The sequence below is a fragment of the Clostridium paridis genome (assembly GCF_016765615.1).
GTDB classification, from domain to species: domain Bacteria; phylum Bacillota; class Clostridia; order Clostridiales; family Clostridiaceae; genus Clostridium_T; species Clostridium_T paridis.
The window spans coordinates 666633-687716 of sequence record NZ_JAESWA010000022.1; the positions used below are offsets into that span (position 1 = coordinate 666633).

The 21084-nt window shown below is 29.6% G+C and carries 19 protein-coding genes and 1 pseudogene; 2 read left to right on the plus strand and 18 right to left on the minus strand.

Features of this window, described 5'->3' with window-relative positions:
* Positions 1-10: 10 nt before the first annotated feature.
* The 4 genes from JK634_RS11130 to JK634_RS11140 are packed head-to-tail and all read right to left on the minus strand — an operon-like array spanning position 11 to position 4275.
* A complete protein-coding gene (locus tag JK634_RS11130; protein WP_338031233.1) occupies positions 11-1675 on the minus strand; it encodes a B12-binding domain-containing radical SAM protein in 1665 nt (554 codons plus the stop codon).
* Entirely contained in the window at positions 1557-2183 is a 627-nt protein-coding gene (locus tag JK634_RS20445) for a hypothetical protein (RefSeq protein ID WP_243425594.1), read from the minus strand. The genes JK634_RS11130 and JK634_RS20445 overlap by 119 nt, the downstream gene beginning before the upstream one ends.
* Before the next feature lie 57 nt (positions 2184-2240).
* Entirely contained in the window at positions 2241-2975 is a 735-nt protein-coding gene (locus JK634_RS11135; protein WP_202767718.1) for a zinc dependent phospholipase C family protein, read from the minus strand.
* Between the two features lies 1 nt (position 2976).
* Positions 2977-4275, minus strand: a complete 1299-nt coding sequence (locus tag JK634_RS11140; protein ID WP_202767719.1) for a PQQ-dependent sugar dehydrogenase family protein — start codon at positions 4273-4275, stop codon at positions 2977-2979.
* A 170-nt stretch (positions 4276-4445) separates the two neighbouring features.
* On the opposite strand from JK634_RS11140, the gene spoVB reads away from it, so the two are divergent.
* The gene (gene spoVB, locus JK634_RS11145; protein ID WP_202767720.1) at positions 4446-5951 is read left to right on the plus strand and encodes a stage V sporulation protein B; all 1506 of its coding nucleotides are present in this window, start codon (positions 4446-4448) and stop codon (positions 5949-5951) included.
* An 88-nt stretch (positions 5952-6039) separates the two neighbouring features.
* On the opposite strand, the gene JK634_RS11150 is transcribed toward spoVB, so the two are convergent.
* The 5 genes from JK634_RS11150 to JK634_RS11170 form a co-directional block, all read right to left on the minus strand.
* Entirely contained in the window at positions 6040-7647 is a 1608-nt protein-coding gene (locus tag JK634_RS11150; protein WP_202767721.1) for a putative polysaccharide biosynthesis protein, read from the minus strand.
* A 10-nt stretch (positions 7648-7657) separates the two neighbouring features.
* A complete protein-coding gene (locus JK634_RS11155; RefSeq protein WP_202767722.1) occupies positions 7658-8629 on the minus strand; it encodes an RluA family pseudouridine synthase in 972 nt (323 codons plus the stop codon).
* Between the two features lie 120 nt (positions 8630-8749).
* Positions 8750-9928 carry a M20 metallopeptidase family protein gene (locus JK634_RS11160; RefSeq protein WP_202767723.1) on the minus strand — a complete coding sequence of 393 codons (1179 nt, stop codon included), beginning with the start codon at positions 9926-9928 and terminating at the stop codon, positions 8750-8752.
* A gap of 17 nt (positions 9929-9945) precedes the next feature.
* A complete protein-coding gene (locus JK634_RS11165; RefSeq protein ID WP_202767724.1) occupies positions 9946-11949 on the minus strand; it encodes a cell division protein FtsA in 2004 nt (667 codons plus the stop codon).
* 107 nt (positions 11950-12056) lie between these two features.
* The gene (locus JK634_RS11170; protein WP_202767725.1) at positions 12057-13853 is read right to left on the minus strand and encodes a bifunctional diguanylate cyclase/phosphodiesterase; all 1797 of its coding nucleotides are present in this window, start codon (positions 13851-13853) and stop codon (positions 12057-12059) included.
* Between the two features lie 304 nt (positions 13854-14157).
* Between JK634_RS11170 and JK634_RS11175 the strand changes: the two genes are divergently transcribed.
* Positions 14158-15012: a MurR/RpiR family transcriptional regulator gene (locus tag JK634_RS11175; RefSeq protein WP_202767726.1), complete on the plus strand. Its 855-nt coding sequence runs from the start codon at positions 14158-14160 to the stop codon at positions 15010-15012.
* A 97-nt stretch (positions 15013-15109) separates the two neighbouring features.
* Here the strand turns inward: JK634_RS11175 and JK634_RS11180 are convergent, their stop codons facing one another.
* From JK634_RS11180 to JK634_RS11215, 9 genes and pseudogenes are all read right to left on the minus strand, one after another.
* Complete coding sequence (locus JK634_RS11180; protein ID WP_202767727.1) at positions 15110-17107, minus strand: fructose-1,6-bisphosphatase; 1998 nt, start codon at positions 17105-17107, stop codon at positions 15110-15112.
* A 171-nt stretch (positions 17108-17278) separates the two neighbouring features.
* The gene (locus tag JK634_RS11185; protein ID WP_202767728.1) at positions 17279-17461 is read right to left on the minus strand and encodes a hypothetical protein; all 183 of its coding nucleotides are present in this window, start codon (positions 17459-17461) and stop codon (positions 17279-17281) included.
* Between the two features lie 33 nt (positions 17462-17494).
* The gene (locus JK634_RS11190) at positions 17495-17728 is read right to left on the minus strand and encodes a hypothetical protein (RefSeq protein WP_202767729.1); all 234 of its coding nucleotides are present in this window, start codon (positions 17726-17728) and stop codon (positions 17495-17497) included.
* Positions 17729-17876: 148 nt separating this feature from the next.
* Positions 17877-18182, minus strand: coding sequence for a hypothetical protein (locus tag JK634_RS11195; RefSeq protein WP_202767730.1), 306 nt, complete (start codon positions 18180-18182; stop codon positions 17877-17879).
* A gap of 64 nt (positions 18183-18246) precedes the next feature.
* Positions 18247-18342, minus strand: a pseudogene (locus JK634_RS20655) (3'-5' exonuclease); the annotation flags it as partial.
* Positions 18343-18492: 150 nt separating this feature from the next.
* Complete coding sequence (locus JK634_RS11200) at positions 18493-18951, minus strand: hypothetical protein (RefSeq protein ID WP_202767731.1); 459 nt, start codon at positions 18949-18951, stop codon at positions 18493-18495.
* 11 nt (positions 18952-18962) lie between these two features.
* A complete protein-coding gene (locus JK634_RS11205; RefSeq protein ID WP_243425595.1) occupies positions 18963-19823 on the minus strand; it encodes an RHS repeat-associated core domain-containing protein in 861 nt (286 codons plus the stop codon).
* 97 nt (positions 19824-19920) lie between these two features.
* Positions 19921-20322, minus strand: a complete 402-nt coding sequence (locus tag JK634_RS11210; protein ID WP_338031234.1) for a 3'-5' exonuclease — start codon at positions 20320-20322, stop codon at positions 19921-19923.
* A 436-nt stretch (positions 20323-20758) separates the two neighbouring features.
* A complete protein-coding gene (locus JK634_RS11215) occupies positions 20759-21082 on the minus strand; it encodes a hypothetical protein (RefSeq protein WP_202767734.1) in 324 nt (107 codons plus the stop codon).
* Positions 21083-21084: the final 2 nt, after the last annotated feature.

The following is a 21084-nucleotide window of genomic DNA, read 5'->3' on the forward strand; positions in this document are numbered from 1 at the left end:
GCTTTAACATTTAATTAACTTCTATTATTTCCTCTGAATTCTCTTCGTTAAAAATTATATATTTATCTTTTTGTACGATTTCGTTATTCTTAACATATTTCATTATGTCAATTGAAAACTTTTCTACATGATACCTTTTACTAGCATATATTTCTTTATACTCTAGCATTATATTTTTTTCTTCTTCCTTTGTTATTGTTCTATTTAAGAAATCTGGAAGCCACTTCTTCTTGTTAAAGGATAGATAATCAAACTTAATTATCTCTTTAAGTTCTGATAAATGCTCTCCATTTAGTTTTTCAGTATAAAAATCTACGAAAACCTTATAGTATTCTACATTCCCTATATTTCTGTTAAAATATCCTTTCTCTTCAAAGAACATTCCTAGCTCATAGTAGAAATCAAATGGTGTTTCGAACATATTTACAAAGAAGTTTAGAATATTATAAAATTTTTCAGAGTTATAATATTTGTCTACCATCTCTTCAACCTTTTTTAATTTTATAACTTCATCGTAACTTAAAACTGAAGTTCTTAGGATCTCATAAGGTGGATATGGTGAATACTCCATTCCCCACTTTTCACTTTCATCTCTCATTAATGATCCTTTTAATAGCTTTAGAAAACCTAATTGCACTTTTTCTGGTCTTATCTCATAAACATCATTAAAGGATTTCTTAAAGGTTTCATAATCCTCATCAGGAAGCCCCGCAATTAGATCTAAATGTTGATGAATGTTTTTAAGCTTCATCATCTCTTCTACTTTTTCTTTAATTTCATTGAAATTTACAAATCTATTTATATTATTTAAAACTTTATTATCTGTAGTTTGCACTCCTACTTCAAATTGAAATCTTCCCTTTGGTGCAGTACTTAAAAGCTTTAATTCCTCTTCGGTTAAAATATCAGCTGAAATTTCGAAGTGGAATCTTGTATTGGTATCTGAATTAATTAAAAAGCTCCAAATATCCATTGAAAATTTATGATTACAGTTAAAGGTTCTATCAACAAATTTGACTAGTTTAACCTTATTATCCATGAAAAATTGAAGTTCTTTTTTTACTCTGTCTGCTGGCAAAAATCTTACTCCATGAATAGTTGAACTTAAACAATATTTACAACTAAACGGACATCCTCTGCTTGCTTCATAGTAAACTATCTTATCATGTATAGTATTATCATTTTCTTTATATGGAAAAACAATTTCAGACATATCCATTAATGGTCTTTCTCCATTAAAAAATACCTTCTCATTTTCCTTATAATATAATCCTTTAATATCTTTTATGTCTTTTTCTCCAAGTTTAAACAACACAAAATCTCTGTAGGTTTTTTCTCCTTCACCAGAGATTACATAATTTCCGTTATGTTCTTCTAGAAATAGTTTACTATCGTAGGTAACTTCAGGTCCTCCAAATAGTATTTCAATATTTCTATCCACTCTTTTTATAAGCTCTGTCAATCTTTCAACGTATTCTAAATTCCATATATAAGTAGAAAAAGCCACTACATCTGGTTTTTCCTTTATAATTTCTTCTAGTATTCTCTCTATTTTATCATTTATTGAAAATTCCCTTATAATACCTTGATAATTTAAGTCCTCTGTAAATGTCTTTAAGTATCTCACCGCCAAATTGCTGTGAATGAACTTTGAGTTGATCGCTGTTAATAATATCTTCATCTGTATTTCTTCCCTTCTTCTTCGCCTTGATAAAAAATATGTCTTCCCATTCTCTAGTTTCTAGTATATCACAATATTTTTCAAGAACTTTTTTGCTTTCATCTGCTGACCATTCCTTAAGGAAATTGCCATCCTTTATTGAAAATTCCTTAGACTTCTCTTCTGGAAGTATTACTCTTATCTTATTTTTATATACTTCATTCTTTTTCTTTACAATATCCCATATATATAGTTCCCCCTCCTCCTTTATAAGAGGGTAAATTTCAGTCATTAATTTATGTCTTTCCCTATTACTATTTATTTTTCCTAATGAAAAGAATAGGATACATGTATCATAATTTGAATTCATTATTTCTCTGGATTCATCTACAAAATCTACTGCAACTTCACTATCTAGATATTTCTTTATATTATAAATAACTCCATAGTTTTCTCCTCCTACATCTAAAACATCACCCTTAAGTTCCATATCTTTTAGATTCAAAACTATTGTCTTCTCCATAATAACCTCCTGGTAAATACTTACATATATATTTTCTATAATAAAAAAAGAATTCCTTCAAGCAGAAGGAATTCTATGTTGTAAATTTCTATTTTGCAAATTTTTATTATAAAAATCAAGTAAAAAACCAGCAGTAGTTTTTTGAGCTCTGGACAATATATCCGCAGCAATTAAGTAATATCTTTCTTCTTTATTTTCAATTGTTCTATAAATTTCATGGGTAGCATTAGCAAAAATTGCGTTCTTTTTTATATAATCCCTCACTGAATCATTTCTGATTATACCAACTTCTTGAGTAAAATCATAATCATTAAAGAGTTTTGATATAATCCATAATTCAAATTCTCTATGCTTCTTTAACAATTTATTATTAACATGATGAGGAACTGTTGAGTCTTGTAATAAGTGACAAGCTGCACCTAAATAGAATAACGCTTTTTCAAGTTCACCTTTTTTTAAATGCTCTAAAGAAATTTTATGATATTTTTCACATTCACATAAAGCATTTGATAATCCATAAAGACCCTTTTCCTTCTCATAATGGAAGAAGTGATTTGAACTTTTAAAATCACTGTCTGCCCATTTTACTCCAGCATTTAATTGTCTTATATGCTCTTTATAAAAACTCCAAGCCTCCATCTCTCCTTCGTTATGAAGAATTTGTATGCTTTGAATATTTATAAACTTATGAATTATACAAGTAGTTTTTACAGCTACCTTTTTTATTGGATTTACGGCAAAAAATACTCCTCTTACAACTCTTCCATAAGCATTTTCTATTCTTTTGACCAATCTATTTCACCTCTTTTGTTAATTTAAGCTTTATTAATATTGTTACTATAAATATTAATAGTATGAATGTAATTGTCATTAACAATTTTTTTGAGAAAGAAATGGCATTTTGATTATTCTCTTTAAATACTTGAAATATAGTTCCTTGATTTTTTTCTAGCATTATAACTCCAGTATTATCAACTTTTATATCATTAATTTCTCCATTTCCTTTAAGGGTTATATATGAATTCAATACTCCCTCTTTACTTAAAGTAAATACCTTATTCTCTTTTTTGTCAAAGAAAATAATGCTATCCTTTGGGAAAATAATTTCCTTTTTATCTATTGCTAAAGCTGTCAAGCTCGAAAGATTCTTGCTTTGAAAAAATGGTGCTGGAGGATTTTTGCTAGGATGAATTGATAATAATAGCTGGGTTTTCTCACTATCTTTATCCCCAAATCTAGATGAATCAACTGAATCTCCACCTGAAAAATCTGGCCATCCATACCACATATCTTTCTCTAGCTTATAAATATAATCAACATCTCCATATATAGGCCTAGGCTTTACTGGTTCCATTCCTCCTACTACTGCGTAAATTTCCCCTTTTGAATTAAAATCTATTCCTTCTATATTTCTTATTCCCCATGCATAAAGTCTTTTATTCTTATTACTTAAGTCATAATATATTATGGACGCATTTCCTGGAAAAACTCCTTTAACAACTTCATTTTTTTTGGTCTCAGTTCCATATTTAGCGAATGCACCAGTTTGATCATAATTTATACCATTTAAAGTTATATCTAGTGGAGTTTTATCATAAATACCTGCAGCTTTAACTAATTCATCACCTGATACAACACCTGAATTAGTGGCTGCTCCAATAGTAACATATATTTTATTATCTTTTAAAACCAATTTACTTTCATTATATTCACCCGTATTAGGAAGATTATTCATTAAGGTTTCAACTTTTTTACTTTCTATCTCAAGCTCCATCAATGAGCTGCCTGAAATAAAATATAGTTTTCCATCTTTATATACTATTGAATATATATCTAGAGAAGAATCCTCATATAATTGTTTCTCATTTCCATCTTCATTTATTATTTTTATTGCACTTTTAAAAGCTATATAGATATTATTATTTTCATCTTCACAAATAGCTTTTGCTCCTTGCTGTCCTTTTGCTATTATTTTATATTCATATCCATTCGACACGGATAATTTAACTTTCTCTCTCGATATCTTATAGATAAAAAAAGTACCCACAGAAATAACGCAAGCTAATAAAATCAATGTAATAAATCTTTTCATTCAAAATCCCCCTAAACCCTAATAGAGATTTAAATTTAAATATCTGTAAACCCCTTTACTAATTTATATTTTGTAAAGTTAAATTTGATTACTATATATTTAGGTGAATTATGTACTATTTTTACAATTATTAGAATATGTTAATATTGATATTTTTAGGGGGTATTAACATGCGCAAAGATAGTTTCTATAAAAATTCCTTTATTTTAACCTCTTCCAATATAACGACTGGGGTTCTTGGTTTCATATTTTCAATTTACTTATCAAAAAAACTAGGACCTGAGGGAGTAGGTTTATATGGTTTAGTTATGCCAGTTTACAACTTATTTATTGGGCTAATGACAGCTGGTATAATCGCTGCAATATCTAAAGTTTCTGCCCTTTATCATAATAAGGGAGACTATCCAAACCTAATTAAAACCCTTAGAACTGTAGCTTTTTTTAATTTAATATGGGCTGCTATTATAGGATTATTAGTTTTTGCTTTTGCTCCTATGATTGGTACATATGGAGTTCATGATGAAAGAACCATAGATGCTATAAAAATCACTTGTCCAGCTATGTTTTGCATTGCTGTATCAAATATTCTAAAGGGTTACTTTTATGGTATATCCAAGGTTACCATGCCTTCATTTATTGATATATTAGAAAAAGCTATGCGTATTTTTGTTTTAATAGGTTTAATATACCTATTTAATGCACAAAGTCTTTCTGCACTTGTTACAGTTGCATATTTAGCCTTATGTATTGGTGAATTTCAAAGCTTGGCATTGCTATTTGTTTACTACAAATTCACCTTAATGGGAGTAAAAACCACTGGGGGGAAAACTGAAGGTAGAGCTCAATTATTATTTGATGTACTTTTTGTTTCAATACCATTAGGTGTAAATGGATTTCTAACATCAATTTTTTCAACAATTTCAACCTTGATTGTTCCTAGAAGACTTATGGTTGCAGGTTTTACTTATTCTGCTTCCTTATCATTAATAGGTAAGTTTAATGGAATGGCTTTTGTTATAGTAACCTTTCCTATTATAGTTATTGCATCCATTAATTCATTACTGATTCCTGATTTATCCCAAAGTCTTCATAGTAAGGAATACTTCAATGTTTATAGAAGGATAAAACAAGTTTTAATTATTGCCTTCTTATTAGGCCTATGTACTTTGTTAATTTGTCAAACAATTCCTGACCTATTAGGTGAGATGTTTTTTAGTAGAGATGATCTTGGTTCTTTTATTAGATCTGCGTCAATTTGCACTCCTATTCTATTTCCTGCCATCACAATGTTTGGAATATTAAATGGGCTTGGTAAGCAAGGAAAGATATTAAGAAATTCTTTGATAGTTGAACTTATAGAAATAACTTCGCTTTTTATATTAACTGCTATACCTTCAATTAATATATTAGGTGTTGCCATTGCAAATGTGATTACTGCAACAGTTGGTTTATCACTAAATCTTTATGAAGTGAATAAAAGTATTAAATTAAATTTATCAATAAGCAATATTCTAATATTATTGTTATTTTTTGTACTAGCCTTATTCAGCTTAAACCTATTCCTAAGAGTAGTACCTTTTGATGGTGCTATGTTTAAAACTCTTACTACAGTAGGTTCTTGCGTTATCTTATTCTTATTTTTACTTTTTGCAAATAGAAAATTACAGGAGGATTAACTATAAGCTATTATCTATATTAAAATTTTTACCCTCCAAAAAAGGATGTCTTAAAATTATCTTTAAGACATCCTCTTTTAAAAAGTTTTTATCTAAGTTTTCTTTTCATGAAACCTGGAATAACTTTTAACGCTTTTGGAGATATTCCTTCAATATCACTTTTTCTTATTCCTTTAGTCATAATCATTAGATATAGATAAATAAATCCGCCTAATGCTATGTATACAAAAGTTAATAAGGTTATAACCATTCTATTTGAGGTTATAGAGTGTGGTAATAGGAATAAAAAGAACTTGTCTAATCCAAATAAAACTAAAGACATTACCACAGATGCAAATAGTGGTTTAAGCGCTAACCTTATTAGTGGAATTTTTACTCTAACTGTTTGTTGTAGTTTTCTATGATTCATAACAACAGGTATTATAAAACATACAAATCCACCAATAACTGCTCCATATATGTTTATGCTCTTAATTCCAATTAAAAAGTAGTTAGTTACAATCTTTCCTACTATTCCGAAAAACAAGCTAAGTAGCAGGAATTTGAATTTCCCTAAGCTTTGAAGAATTGTAATTTCTATCTGCGAAAGACCCATAAAAATAACTACAAATGCTCCAAATATCATCAAGCTGCTTCCTCTTGAATTACCATAGAATCCAAGATAGATATATTCATTTAGAACAGATAATCCAAAGGCCGCTGGAATTGTAATTCCATATGTTAGTCTTAAGGCAAAGTTAATTTTTGATTTAACATTTTTTCTATCATTTAATATCACAGCTTTTGAGATAGCTGGAAGTACAGCTGAACCTAAGGCTGTAATAAAAATCAATGGAACATACATAAGATTTTTATATTTACTTAACAATCCATATAATATATCCGCATTTTCTTTAGTTAAGCCTATGTGCATTAATCTACCACTTACATTTGACATATCAACTAAAGCTCCAAAATTAGATAAACCTGCACTTAAGGTTATAGGCAAACCATATTGTATAATCTTTTTTATTATCTTCTTATTAGATATCTTCTTTCCTGTAATTGGTTGTTTTATCGCTTCTCTACTAAAATGTTTAATTTCAAAAATAACCATTAAGTAAATACAAGCTACTAAGGCTCCAACAGAAGTACCTATTGTTCCTCCTGCACTACCTAATGCTAATGAGTTCTTAACTAATAAAAATGCAAATAAAAGACTTACAAAAACGTTAATAAGCTGTTCCAACACTTGAGATGCAGCCAAGGAATTCATTTGATTTTTACCATTAAAGTATCCTCTATAAGCTACAAGTGTTGAAGATATAACAATTGTAGGTGACAAAGCAATTAATCCGTAAGTTATATCAGATTGAGCTTGTGCTGCAATTGGTTTTGCGAGTACTATTAATAAAATAGTAAATAAAAGACCTATTCCTAGTAATAACTTTCTAGCAATCCTAAAAGCTCTTAAGGCATCCCTTTCTCTGCCTAAGGCTGAAAGTTCAGATACAACCTTACATATAGCTGGCTGCATTCCTGAATTTGCTACAGCATAAATGAATATAAAAACATCATAAGTTTTACTATATATACCATATCCCTGATCCCCTAAAATCCTTGTTAAAATAGGTACATATAATACAGATAGAATTTTAACTAAGAAACCTGCAGCTGATAAGACTGCAAAGCCCTTAGTGGTTGACTGTTCTTTCATAGATAAACCCCTATCTTATAACAAATTTAAAAACATCCACCTTTATCTTTTTAAACATTGGAGGTAAACTTTCAGCTATTGTTTTATTTTTTAAATAACTGAACTTTTCAGGTACCTCCTTAAATATAACCTTATAGGCATATAAGAATTGATAATTTAACCCAAACTTATTATAAAAGAAATCATTTAACTTCTTATCACCATATTTACTATCACCTATAATTGGGTTTCCTAAATGAGCTAAATGAGCTCTAAGCTGATGACTTCTTCCTGTAATTAAATCAATTTCAATTAATGAGTATGCACCATTACTTTGAATTGTTTTAACTTCCATTGCTATCTTTTTGCTATTAGGAATTCTATCATTATATATTTTCGAAACATTATTTTCCTGATCTTTTAATATGTATCCTTCATAAACCCTATCATTAATTCTTCCTTTAACTAAAGCTGTATAAAACTTTTTAACTTTTCTTTCTCTAATTAATTCATTAAGTATTTTTAAAGATTCAAAGTTCTTTCCAAAAAACACTATACCTGAAGTATTTCTATCTAATCTATTACATGGTGCAGGTGTAAAAGTAATTTCCTTCTCTGGCAAATAGTCACCCTTCTCATGTAAATAACTTAAAACGTAATCAGTTAAAGTTGGCTCTCCATTTTTCTTATCTGAATGAACTAAAACTCCTGGCCATTTTTCAACTAATAACATATTTTCATCTTCAAAAGTTATTTTCAGTCCACCAGAATCAACTCTTTGGAAATTTAATTCTTTCTTCTTTTGGTCACTCTCTATATTTCTGATTTCAACAATATCCCCAATTTCAAGAGAATATTTTTCTTTTTGCTTTCTTCCATTAACCTTGACATCGCCTTTTCTTAAAGCTTTAAATATAGCACTTAAAGGAACATCCTTTAATAACTTTCTAACAAACTTATCAAGCCTTTGTCCTGCTTCATTAGTTCCTATTTCAATTTTCACAAAATCAACTCCATATTTTATTTGTATAGGATATTTAATTTATTGCATATATTTAACCACTTTATACATAGCTTAAAGTGGTTAAATATGCTTTCTCCATTATACTAGATTAATCTTATTTTACCCTCTTGTCAAATAATTAAATGCACTTTGGCATTGGATTGCAACACCTACTTGCAATGCATTTTCATCGATATCAAAAAGAGCATTATGAATAGGCTTATTTATTCCCTTTTCTTTGTTACCTATTCCTAAGAAATAAAATGCAGCATTTCTTTCCATTGCAAAATATGCAAAACTTTCAACCCCCATAAAAGGTGCTGTTTGTTCATATATATTTTCTTTACCAATTATAGTCTCTGCTGAAGTTCTTACTATATCCACCATATCATCATTGTTATATAGACATGGATAACTTTCCTCTATTTGGATAGTACAATCACCTCTAAAGGTACTTGCTATACCCTTAGCTATTTCCTCAATTCTTTTTACAGCATATGCCCTATCTTCTTTTGTCATGGTTCTTATAATTCCTTTTAATTCAACCTCATCTGGAATTACATTTTGAGCAAATCCTCCATTAATACTTCCAACTGTAACTACTGCAGGATTAACTGGAGATATCTCCCTACTTACTAATGGTTGAAGGGCAAGGACCAAATGTGAAGCTATAACTATAGGATCTACAGTATTATGTGGTTCTGCTCCATGACCACCCTTTCCTTTAACTTTAATAGTAAAAGGATTCGATGCTGCATTAACAACACCTTTCTTAACCTTAATCTCTCCTGCTCTTAAGCTTTCATTAACATGAAGTCCTATAATCCCATCTACATGAGGATTTTCAAGTGCTCCTTCTTTAATCATAAATGGTGCTCCACCTATTGTTTCCTCTGCTGGTTCAAATAATAGCTTAACATTGCCATTTAGTGATTCCTTATGTTTATTTAATAATTTTGCAGCCCCTAGTAAAATTGTTGTATGTGCATCATGTCCACAAGCGTGCATTTTCCCCTGCACCTTTGATGAATACTCACAAGTTTTCTTATCTTGTATAGGAAGGGCATCTATATCCGCTCTTAATGCTATAGTTTTCCCCTCTTTGCCTCCTTTAATAGTGGCTACAATGCCGGTCTTTGCTGCCTCCACAAAAGGAATTCCCTCTTTATTTAAAAACTCTTTTATAACCCTTGAAGTTCTAACTTCTTCAAAACCTAACTCAGGATTTTCATGAAAGTCTCTTCTCCACGCTATTAATTCTTCCTTAATGCTTATTGCTTCTTCTAAAAAATTTATCATTCATTTCCTCCTAAAAATTAATCCCAGAAAACTTTGATTTCATCCCCATTATTTAAAGTATCAGTATATGCAGCCTTTTTCTCATTTAAAACTAGATTTAAGCTTCCTTTAACTTGAGTTATATCAAAATTAATGAAGTTAAAAATGTCTACAAAAACATAGGATTCCTTACCAGTTAATTCAATCTTCTCATCATTCACTATTACAGTAATAGGATTTCCTTTTTTAACTTGTTCAGACTTCTCTTTAGCTGCTTCATTTGCAGCAACTTCATTATCTTTCACAACTTCTTCTTTTGAAATATGTTCCCCATCTAATATCTCATAATCATCCTCTAAAAGTTTACCATCTCTATATAAATTTATATCCTCATTGATTATGTATTTCTTAATTTCCTTAATTGACTTAGGATATATAATCTCAACATTATCTCCTTCATTTATATATGTATCAGGCGAAACTCTTTGATTATTTATTAAGAAAATAGGGTCTAAATAATAACTCTCACCATTTAAGTAAAAACTTTTTGAATCCACTTCTTTAATAAGCTCTATGCATCTTGTACTTGCATTTTTACCTTCTTTTGCAAATACCAGCTTAATATTATCTCCATTTTTTACCTTACTATCTAGTGTTTCCTCTTTTTCATTAATATAAACCTTAGCCTTTTCACCTAGTTCTCCAAAGGTTATCCTCTTGCTTCCATTTAAGCTAAATCTTAAACTCTTTCCATTTTTGGCCATTAAAACCTTAGGGTTTATACCAGCTTGAATTAATACATCCATAATCTTATGGTTATGTGAGTTAAATAAACTTATAGTTTTGTCATTTAGTAGTACATCTATGAAATCTCTTCCAGAACTCTTAAGTCCAACTAAAGCAATTCCAAGTACAGTTACTCCTTCTGAACCTAGCTTATTATCCATTGGTATGCATTGAGTAACAGATTCTCTTCCTCTTATAGCAACTCTTTGTAATGGAAGATTTAATTTTTCTGCAATAAGCTCATTAAGTAGTGGAGTACGTGCTCCTCCCCCAACCAAGAATAATGCTGAAGGGGATTTACCTCCATTTAATGCAATAACTTTAGATCCAACTTCCTGCGCCATCTTAGTAACAACAGGTCTTATTATATTTAATAAATGTTCCTTTGAAACACTATTTTCTAATCCAATAATATCTAAGTATGTAATTTGATCCTCTGTGTGAATTTTTCTTTTAATTACTTCAGCAGTATTAAAATCAACTAATAATGCTTGAGAAATAACCTCTGTAACTTCATCTCCAGCAATTGGTACCATTCCATAAGCAGAAATTGTTTCATTTGAAGATATTGCTATATCTGATGTACCAGCTCCTATATCTATTAAAGCTATGTTAAGTAGTCTTAAATTTTGCGGAACAACTGCCTCCATTGCTGCTATAGGTTCTAAGGTCATATTTACAGCCTTAAGTCCTACTCTATTCATTACTCCATAGAGTGAATCTACAACTGAACGTGGTAAGAAAGTTGCAATTACGTCCGCCCTAATTTGCTCACCCTTATGGCCTAGTAAATTAGAAATGCTATATCCATTTAAATAGTAGTTTTTAATGCTATATCCAACGGGATAAAGTTTTCCTGCTTTTTGATGATTTATCTTATTTTGAGCTTTCTTTATTCCGTGCATTTCAAGACCTCTGATTATATCTTTAGATATTTCTTCAGAAGGGTCTACTCTCTCTTCAACAGTAACTTCGAGAGTTTTAAGAAGTCTACCAGCTGCTGCAATATATACATCCTTTAGGGTAATACCTAAATCCTCTTCTAAGGAATCTTTAACTTCTCTAACCTTTTTAGCTACTAATTCTATATCATGTATTTGCCCATCAAGCATAGCTCTTTCGTCATGTTCTATATACTTTTCAGCTACAACTGAAAATTTATCTTTAATTACCATACCAACGGTACCAATTACACTTCTTGTTCCTATATCTAATGCAAATATTAAATTATCTGAATTTATACCATCTATACTCATATTAATTCATCTACTCCTTTATGATAAAGGCTCATATTCTCTTGAATATGAGCCTAATAAAATTATATTACATAATTTAGCATGTTTCAACATTGAAAGACTTTCTATTATATATACGCATCAACATATTTCACAAGTTCTGCTGGAGTCATTGGTTTGCTAAAATAATATCCTTGAATATAATCGCTTCCTAAATTCTCAAGAATATTTAACTGACTTTCAGTTTCTACCCCTTCTGATGTAACCGTTATATTTAAGTTATGAGCTAAATTTATCATAGTATCAGTAAAAGACACGCAATACTTATCTGATTCAATATCACTAATAAAGCTCCTATCAATTTTCAAGTTATCTACAGGTAATTTTCTTAGATAACTAAGAGATGAATATCCTGTACCAAAATCATCTATGGATATTTTAACTCCTTCATTTCTTAAATTTTCTAATATCCTTGAAGTATGGGTAAAATCAGTCATTATTAATGACTCAGTAATTTCTAAGGTTAATGCCTCAGATGGTAATTCTGCTTCCTTAAGTAAATCCATAACCATTTTATCAAAACCATCTACTTGAAGCTGTTTTACTGATAGATTTACATTTACAGTTAAATTGTTTATCCCCATTATCCTCCAAGCTGAGCACTGACAAATTGCTTCCTTAAGTATCCATTCACCCATAGGAACTATTAAACCTGAAGTTTCAGCAATAGGAATAAACTCTAATGGAGAAATCATTCCTAACTCTTTATGGTCCCATCTTAATAAAGATTCAACCGTAACCAAGTTTTTGGTATTACTATCTACAATAGGCTGATAAACCACATAAAAACCATCAAAATTATTATTAACCGCACATCTCATGCTATTCTCAAGTTGAATTTGTCTATGAAATCTATCATGATGCTCTTTAGAGTAAAAGGTATATCTATTCTTACCTTCTTGTTTTGATTTAAATAGGGCACTTTCAACATTTTTTAATATTGTTTCTACATCTTTTCCGTCCTTAGGATAACTTACCACTCCTATTGAAGTTGTAAAATAATATTCATATCCCGATATGTTCCAGGTGGATTTAAATCTATTAAGTATTTTATTTAAGCTTAAAATTATGTCATTCTTATCTTCCTGATGTACTAGCAATATAAAAGAATCTCCACCAATTCTATACGAACTATACGCTTCTAAATCTAGGGAACTTAAGAATTCAGATATTTCTTTAATTACCTTATCACCTAAATTACACCCAAAAGTATCATTGAAGTTTTTGAAATTATCAATATCAAACATGAATATTGAAAACTTATTTTCTCCCATAAAATCATTATTAGTTAAATTATTAAAATCGTGCTCAAACTTCAATCTGTTTGGTAATAAAGTTAGTTGATCTACAAATGCCATTTTAATTATATAATCTTCATAAGATTTTTTCTCTGAAATATCAAGTATGGATCCTGCCATTAATAATGGTCTTCCGGCTTCGTCATGTATACCTTTTCCTTTGCAATAAATCCACGCATATTCTCCATCGTTTCGTAAGATTCTGCATTCACAAATAAAGTATTCATTCTCTCCATCTAAAAATTCATATATTAATTCTTTAACCCTATTTCTATCATCATCATGAATTAGTATATCAAAAGCTTTGCTTAATTCTTTTCTATTAAAACTATTAACATTAGTTAATCCTACTAAGTTAATAAAATCTTCTGATATGTTAAAGTAATCCTCTTCTATGTTCCATTCAAATACGTAATCTGCAGCTCCTTCAATTATGAGCTTTTTTGTTGTTTCATTATACTTTAATTGATCATATAAATCCTTTACAATTTTTTTAACTTTTTCTGCGTCTTTTGATCCATTCTTAATTAAATCAATTGCATTTTCAAAATTCTCTAAGTATTTCATATAAATATTCCTCGTATTATGCTAGATTACTTATAATTTTATCATATTTTTTGGAACTTACCAATATATATTATTAATTCCTTTAATCTTATAAACCTATAAAATATCAGCTTTTTCAAGGATTTTTTTCATTTTATTCCATCATAAAACAAAATATCCAATTACTATACAATGGACGACAAAATTCTACATAGTAAGAATAGCTATATCTTTTCAATTTTTACGAACTTATTAAATTTTCAATTAACATATCTAAATAGCATTTAAAGTTATATTTTTGTATAATATTCATGAGGTGATATTGATGAATATTTTTTCTAAATTAAATAAATTAACTAATTTAACTGCAAATGAAAAAGTATTAGTTAATTACATGGAAGAAAATCCAGAGAAGTTTATAAAAATGAGTGCAATTGAAATAAGTGAGATATGCTTCATTTCAGCTTCAACTATTTATCGCCTTTGTCAAAAATTAGACTTAGCAGGTTTATCAGAACTTAAGGTACAAGTATCTGTATCAATTAATGAATATTTAAAAGAACAGAATTCTTTAGATTACAATTACCCTTTTAAGCAAAATGAAACTCAGCATCAAATAACTTTGAAGATGAAAGAATTGTATGAACAGACCTTAGTGTCTTCATTAAATTTAATAGATTTAGATCAACTAAGATTAGTTGTCAATGCATTAAAAAAAGCTAAACATATTGATTTTTATACATCAGCAGGAAATATATATTTTGCAGAGAATTTCAAGTTCCAAATGCAAGAAATCGGAACCTTCGTTAATGTTCCAATGGAAGAATATCTTCAACGCTTAACAGCATCTACTAGCGATAAAGAGCATATCGCTATAATATTTTCATATGAAGGAAGAGGAATAATCATACAAGACATAGCAGAAATATTAAAAAAGAACAAAACACCTATTATTTTGATTTCTTCTACTAATAAAAATCCACTAACTAAATATGCTAATTATAACTTGTATTTAAGTTCAAATGAAAACCACTTTAATAAGATATCATCCTTTTCAACAAGATTATCCTTGCTTTATGTTTTGGACTGTATTTATACATGCTATTTTGAACTTGATTACAATAATAATATTAAGTATAAGATTGATACATATAGGAAGATTTCGGAGAATAATAATTAAATTAATGAAACAATTATAATAACAAACTCTATTCTAGAAAGTAAACAAAGGTGCATGATTAACTAAAATGCTAACACTGCACCTTTACTAAGTTTTATTATCGTTGCTCTTTTATTATTCCTGTTCTATATGCATCCAAAAGCCACTCCAAATCTGCAATTTGAATTTTGAGTTCCTCCCCAATATCTGTATCACCAACTCGCTTTCTCTCAACTTCCTGTTCTAGCACTATTGTAGTTGAAAGAATATCTTTTTCTTCTTCAATTGCTTTTTGAGTAGATTCAAAAGGTTCATGTGATACTAGTAATAGCCCGTATGAATTATATATTAGTGTATAACCTGCTATTCCAGTTTCAGGTTGATACGCCCTTGAGAATCCTCCATCTATAACAAGAAGTTTTCCATTTGCCTTTATCGGACTCTCTCCCTTTCTTAACTTCACAGGTACATGTCCATTTATTATATGAGAAATCTTTGGATCTAACCCAAATTCCTTAAAGATCATATTACATGCACTCTCGTTATCTTCTAGTTCAAAATAGTAATTTTTCTTCTCTACATGGGTTGCTTTATCCTCTATAAAATATCTTTCAAAGGTCGTCATCTTGTCTTTTCCGAAAAGAGGTGAATCTGCCCCATTCCACAGGTACCATATTATATCCATGCCATATAGCTTAGCCTCAGGATTGTTTTTATAAAAATATCCTTCTCTTACTAAAATCTCTAATCTGTCTAAGTAATCTTTACCGTAATATTCTTTACCAGAAGCTCCAATGGTTACTCTTCTAAAGCTTCCATCTTCATTTAGTGGGATACATCCATGAAATAGTAAGTTAGAATTATACTTTAAACACAAGTTTCCTTTTGCAAAAAGAAATCTAACATGCTTTTGAAGCTTTTCACTATTTAAAAAGGATGATTTAAGCTTATCTATAAGCTCTAGCTCTTCAGGGATTAATTTATATGGATCATTAGGATTTATAGTTGGAAATTTACAATCCTTTAATTTATATGTTTGCCCATTCAAATTAATTATGCCTTTATCATAGTCTATCTTGTTTAATAGCAATCGTTCCTCCATCTTAAAGGATGGACGTCTTTTAATTATATCTCCTTCGAGCTTAAATTGTATGATAGTTATTGCTTTATGCATCTTTGCCATAAGTTTTACATCTTTATCATTGCAAGTATTATCATTTTCAAACCTAGGTTTAAAGAATTCGCACTTATCATCATTATAAAATTCCATGGCAAAGGTTGCTAATGGTAGAAGGTTGATTCCATAGCCATCTTCTATGGTACTTAGATTTGCATATCTTGCACTTGTTCTAAGAACTGTTGCAATACAGGCTTCACTTCCTGCTGCTGCCCCCATCCAAACTATATCATGATTCCCCCATTGAATATCAATAGAGTGATAATTTAAAAGAGTATCCATTATAATATCTGATCCTGGTCCTCTGTCAAATATATCCCCTATTATATGAAGTCTATCTATTACTAGTTGTTGGATTAGCTTTGATATAGCTACTATAAATTCTTTAGCTCGACCCACTCTAATTATGGTTTTTATTATTTCCTCATAGTATTTTTCTTTATTCATCTTGGCAGGTTGCTCATGTAGAAGTTCTTCTATAATGTATGAGAAATCCTTTGGCAAAGCTTTTCTTACCTTAGAACGGGTATATTTTGAAGATACATATCTGCACATATCAATTAGTCTATATAGTGTTATTTTGTACCAATCTTCGATATTTTGCTGTTCTTTCAGTTCTAATTCTATTTTTTGCTCTGGATAATATATTAAAGTGGCAAGGCTTTTTTTCTCCTTTAGGCTCAATATATTACCAAAAACATCATCAACTTTACGTTTTATAACTCCAGAGGCATTGTTCAAGACATGAATAAAAGGTTCATATTCTCCATGAATATCTGACAGAAAATGTTCAGTTCCTTTAGGAAGGTTTAAAATTGCTTGCAAATTTATAATTTCTGTACAAGCATCAGCTATAGTTGGATAACTATTTGATAGGAGTTTAAGATATTTTAGTTCGTCATGAAACTCTTTACTTGAATCTTCTTCAATATAAGACATAGCATTTCCTCCTAAGACTAAAGGCTAATTTAAATCTAAAATTAATAATCATTACTTAATAAAATTCATATATAAAGTATACTATTTCTTTTGTTTTTGTACAATGTTATATACTTTAATCAAATAGTGTAGCACATATTTTCTTATTTATCATAAATTAATATGTTATAGTTATTTATTTCTCTTTTTAACCCATCTAATTATTAAAAATATAATGTATATTGAAGCCAAAACAACATCACAAACAATTAATTGATCATTGGATATTACTGAAAAAATTTTAAACTCCATACCAATTGCCAGTATAATTATAGTACTTAACTGCATTGCTCTATTAACATCTATCTTTTTCATTTAACCTCCTTAATTAGTCATAGCTTAAGATATTCATTTATGCTCATTTCTTAAGACATATTCTTTTACCTCAGTTCTAAACATCATTTTCCCACAATATTGACATACTTGAGAACTACCATCAACTATAAATTCAACATTACCACACTGCTTGCTACAAACTGCATATGCTATATATATTTCTTTAGAAAATTTAATTTCTTCAGGTTCTTCTATATATTCATCAATCTCATATCCTTCAAAGCCTTCGAATTTTGATCCCTCCATTTTATAACCCCCAATTAACTCATTTTCTCTAGCTTATCTATCGTCTCATATAAAAATTCGCTTTTTCCGAAATAAAAAGAAAAATCATGAACAGCCTAAGATTTCTCTTAATACCATCCACGATTTCATTATTCTTAAATTTTATTTCCTACAATCTTATGTTTTTTAATGCATCAAATATAATTATAGCTAGCCCAGTTAATAAAATAATCCATATTCCTAGAATAATCCACTTGTAAGCAAATTCTGTGTATTGACCATCCTTATAATAACTATAACATTTCTTCTTTATTTCCCTTCTTTTTATTAGCATAAATACTCCCGTATAAAATAGTACTGCACCAGGGAAAATGAAATTCCAATTAAAATTGAAATCTGGATAAAAAGAGTCAATAGCAATATCTAGACACATTATTATTACATATCCTATAAAAAGCTTCAGTCTAAGTTTCATTATTTTCACCCTACCTAAATCATAACTTAGATATCATATATTTTCTTTACTATTCTATACCAGTTGCATTTACATGGGGTATTACCTCTTCACAGCAGTTTAGAATATATACATTTTCAAACTCCATTCCTTTTACGCCATGTAAGAAATTTAAGAAGACTTAGAGAGATAGTAATAAAGCCATTTCCATATTTAATTTCGTAAAACATTCCATACATTAAACTTAATTTGATTATAACATATTGTATAAAGTTAAAAATCATGAACACCTTAAAATTTCAAGTTATTCATGATTTTTAATATCACATTCCTATTCAATTACATTTATTTTATAATCCTCAAATACTGCTCTAAAAGCAACCATTTCGGATATAAACTCTACAAATTTAATATCTTTTGACTCTGAAAATACCCTAGATATAAATTTATTGTCATTATCCATAAAAATGTTAACTCCTCTAGTTTCAAATTCTAATCTAATGCCATCTTCTATCGTATTACTTCCTCCAATATGAAAATATTCAACATTTCCTCTATCGTCTTTAGGACATTTATTAATTCTTTTGCTACATATTCCTCTATAGTACTGAACACCACTAAATACTATTTCAATTTCTTCAAAATAGTCCTCATATTCCTTCACCATTTCTGATCTTGGATGGTCAATGCTAAATCTTCCATCTATAACTAGTCTTAAAATATTTTCACATATCCTATAATCTATATCTGTTAAATAACTTTCTTCAAAAACATACCAATCTATATTCATTTAATTCCTCCTTAATCACTTATGTCCCATTTGATTGGTGTATGATTTTCAGGACTTCTTTTAGAAACTGGGTTTCCAAATCTATCTGTTCGCTGCCCATTTGGGTCTCTTATTTCCACATGAGGGTTTTCACTACCTTTTGTTCGAGGACTTCCCTTCTTTATTGTTATTCTAGGAACATCATTTTCATCTATCCACTTTTCTGGGCCAGTTTCAGACTTTTCTTTTTTCCACCCTTTCGATTTTGCATGTTCCCGTAGCTGAGAAGCTGTCGGAGTATCAGATGATGGTATTCCAAAATTATCATCATCATTACTATCATTATTTTCTTTAGGTTTATTATCATGTATACGCCTAGTTCCATCTCCTAAGTGAACAGTCGGCATGGGGCATATTATATCCCCAATAACAACACCCAATCCTACTCCCAGTATAGCTCCAACCCCAGCTAGCGCGCCTAGGCCTCCTAATAATATTCCCCCTAATTCTTCTGCAGCTCCTAATAGTAACTCAAGTACTCCTGCATAACTATACCCATCAGGATCATATGCATTTACAGGATTATTCTTACAATATGCAAACATATTACACGATAATAACTCCCCTGGAGCTCCAATCAATCCATCAGCATTAATAAACCTACCCCAATCAGGATTATAGTATCTTGAATTTAGATAGTACATTCCAGTCTCTGTATCATATCTATATACTCTAAATCTATATGGGTTCTTTACTCCTAAAGTGTCCTTTAGTGTTCCATCTATTGATACTAGTTTGCCCCATGAGTCATAGCTATAACTTACAACTTGTGTTCCATTTGTATCTACTAATCCAATTATATCACCTTGTAAAATTTTTACATAGAAATACATTATTAGGAACATTGATAATTAAATATACATTTAGTGTTTTGCTACAAAAAAATCATGAACAATCTAAGATTTCTCTCAACCCATTCATGATTTTTATTTATTCCTTCACCTCTATAAGTCTATTTAAAAACAATATACTTAAGGAGAATTTTCTTTTTACTCCATCTTCAAATTCTATCTCAACTACGTCATCTTTCAAGGATACTATTTCCCCTTCTCCATGACTTTTGTGAAATATCTTATCTCCTTTATTTAGCTTGCTCTTTTCTTCTGGTTCACCTTTAAATTCAAGCTCTTTTATAAAGGGAGAGGTTTCTGTAAATCTTCCTCTTAGGGTCTTTGGTGCATATATATTTAGATTATTTATGGCTCTAGTAATAGCTACATAAAATAATCTTCTTTCCTCTTCTATATCAGTTGCATTTGCATGGGGGATTACCTCTTCACAGCAGTTTAGAATATATACATTCTCAAACTCCATTCCCTTTACTCCATGTATGAATTACAAGAGGTCTTAGAGATATAGTGATAAAGCCATTTCCATATTTAATTTCATAAAACATTCCATACATTTAACTGTTTTAATTATACCATATTTTATGAAGCGCTCCTATCAAACTTTTACCTCTTCGCCCAATCTCAGTTTGAAACAGGGATTCTCTACTCCTAACCTTGCCCAATATGCGTCCATTTTCCGCCCTTGGTACAAAAAAAGAAAGCATCCATCAACTTCAAGTGATAGATGCTTTCTCTGTGCTCACTTCATTATTTAGTTTATGCAGTGTATTCAAACATTAAAATTCAATCATATTCTTTGAATTACCTTTCAGAATCGAGTCATCAGTAATTTTGTAGTTAGTTTTCATAATTTTATGCATTAAAAACAGATGTTTTATTTTATATTATTTGATATTTCACATCTTATATTTATTAATCTACTTTTCAGTTGCACGCTTCGCAATAACCACTGCTATTATTAATGTAACAAAAAATAGAACTATCCCTCCTAATATCATATATAAGTTATCTAAATACATACCTATAGCTCCAATTATTAATGGTAATGTTATAGATAACATTATTATTGCCCCTAAGTAAAACTTCTTTACAAATAAAGCTATAATTATAAATAGTGCACAAGTTACTACAACAAACATAGCCATTACTTGTGAGCTATTTCCAAAGTAGTTCCCTAAAAATCTGCTAAGCAATACTCCAAAAATAACTCCTAATAGTCCTACATATTTCATGTTTTTCATTA

What these genes read in the sequence shown, in the direction of transcription:
- JK634_RS11185 (WP_202767728.1), bottom strand. Translation starts at nt 17,461, where the DNA reads ATGAAAAAGATAGATGTTAATAGAGCAATGCAGTTAAGTACTATAATT.
- JK634_RS11205 (WP_243425595.1), bottom strand. Translation starts at nt 19,823, where the DNA reads ATGTATTTCTATGTAAAAATTTTACAAGGTGATATAATTGGATTAGTA.
- JK634_RS11150 (WP_202767721.1), bottom strand. Translation starts at nt 7,647, where the DNA reads ATGAAAGAACAGTCAACCACTAAGGGCTTTGCAGTCTTATCAGCTGCA.
- JK634_RS11175 (WP_202767726.1), top strand. Translation starts at nt 14,158, where the DNA reads ATGAATATTTTTTCTAAATTAAATAAATTAACTAATTTAACTGCAAAT.
- JK634_RS11180 (WP_202767727.1), bottom strand. Translation starts at nt 17,107, where the DNA reads ATGTCTTATATTGAAGAAGATTCAAGTAAAGAGTTTCATGACGAACTA.
- JK634_RS20445 (WP_243425594.1), bottom strand. Translation starts at nt 2,183, where the DNA reads ATGGAGAAGACAATAGTTTTGAATCTAAAAGATATGGAACTTAAGGGT.
- JK634_RS11170 (WP_202767725.1), bottom strand. Translation starts at nt 13,853, where the DNA reads ATGAAATACTTAGAGAATTTTGAAAATGCAATTGATTTAATTAAGAAT.
- JK634_RS11140 (WP_202767719.1), bottom strand. Translation starts at nt 4,275, where the DNA reads ATGAAAAGATTTATTACATTGATTTTATTAGCTTGCGTTATTTCTGTG.
- JK634_RS11215 (WP_202767734.1), bottom strand. Translation starts at nt 21,082, where the DNA reads ATGAAAAACATGAAATATGTAGGACTATTAGGAGTTATTTTTGGAGTA.
- JK634_RS11190 (WP_202767729.1), bottom strand. Translation starts at nt 17,728, where the DNA reads ATGGAGGGATCAAAATTCGAAGGCTTTGAAGGATATGAGATTGATGAA.
- JK634_RS11195 (WP_202767730.1), bottom strand. Translation starts at nt 18,182, where the DNA reads ATGAAACTTAGACTGAAGCTTTTTATAGGATATGTAATAATAATGTGT.
- spoVB (WP_202767720.1), top strand. Translation starts at nt 4,446, where the DNA reads ATGCGCAAAGATAGTTTCTATAAAAATTCCTTTATTTTAACCTCTTCC.
- JK634_RS11160 (WP_202767723.1), bottom strand. Translation starts at nt 9,928, where the DNA reads ATGATAAATTTTTTAGAAGAAGCAATAAGCATTAAGGAAGAATTAATA.
- JK634_RS11200 (WP_202767731.1), bottom strand. Translation starts at nt 18,951, where the DNA reads ATGAATATAGATTGGTATGTTTTTGAAGAAAGTTATTTAACAGATATA.
- JK634_RS11165 (WP_202767724.1), bottom strand. Translation starts at nt 11,949, where the DNA reads ATGAGTATAGATGGTATAAATTCAGATAATTTAATATTTGCATTAGAT.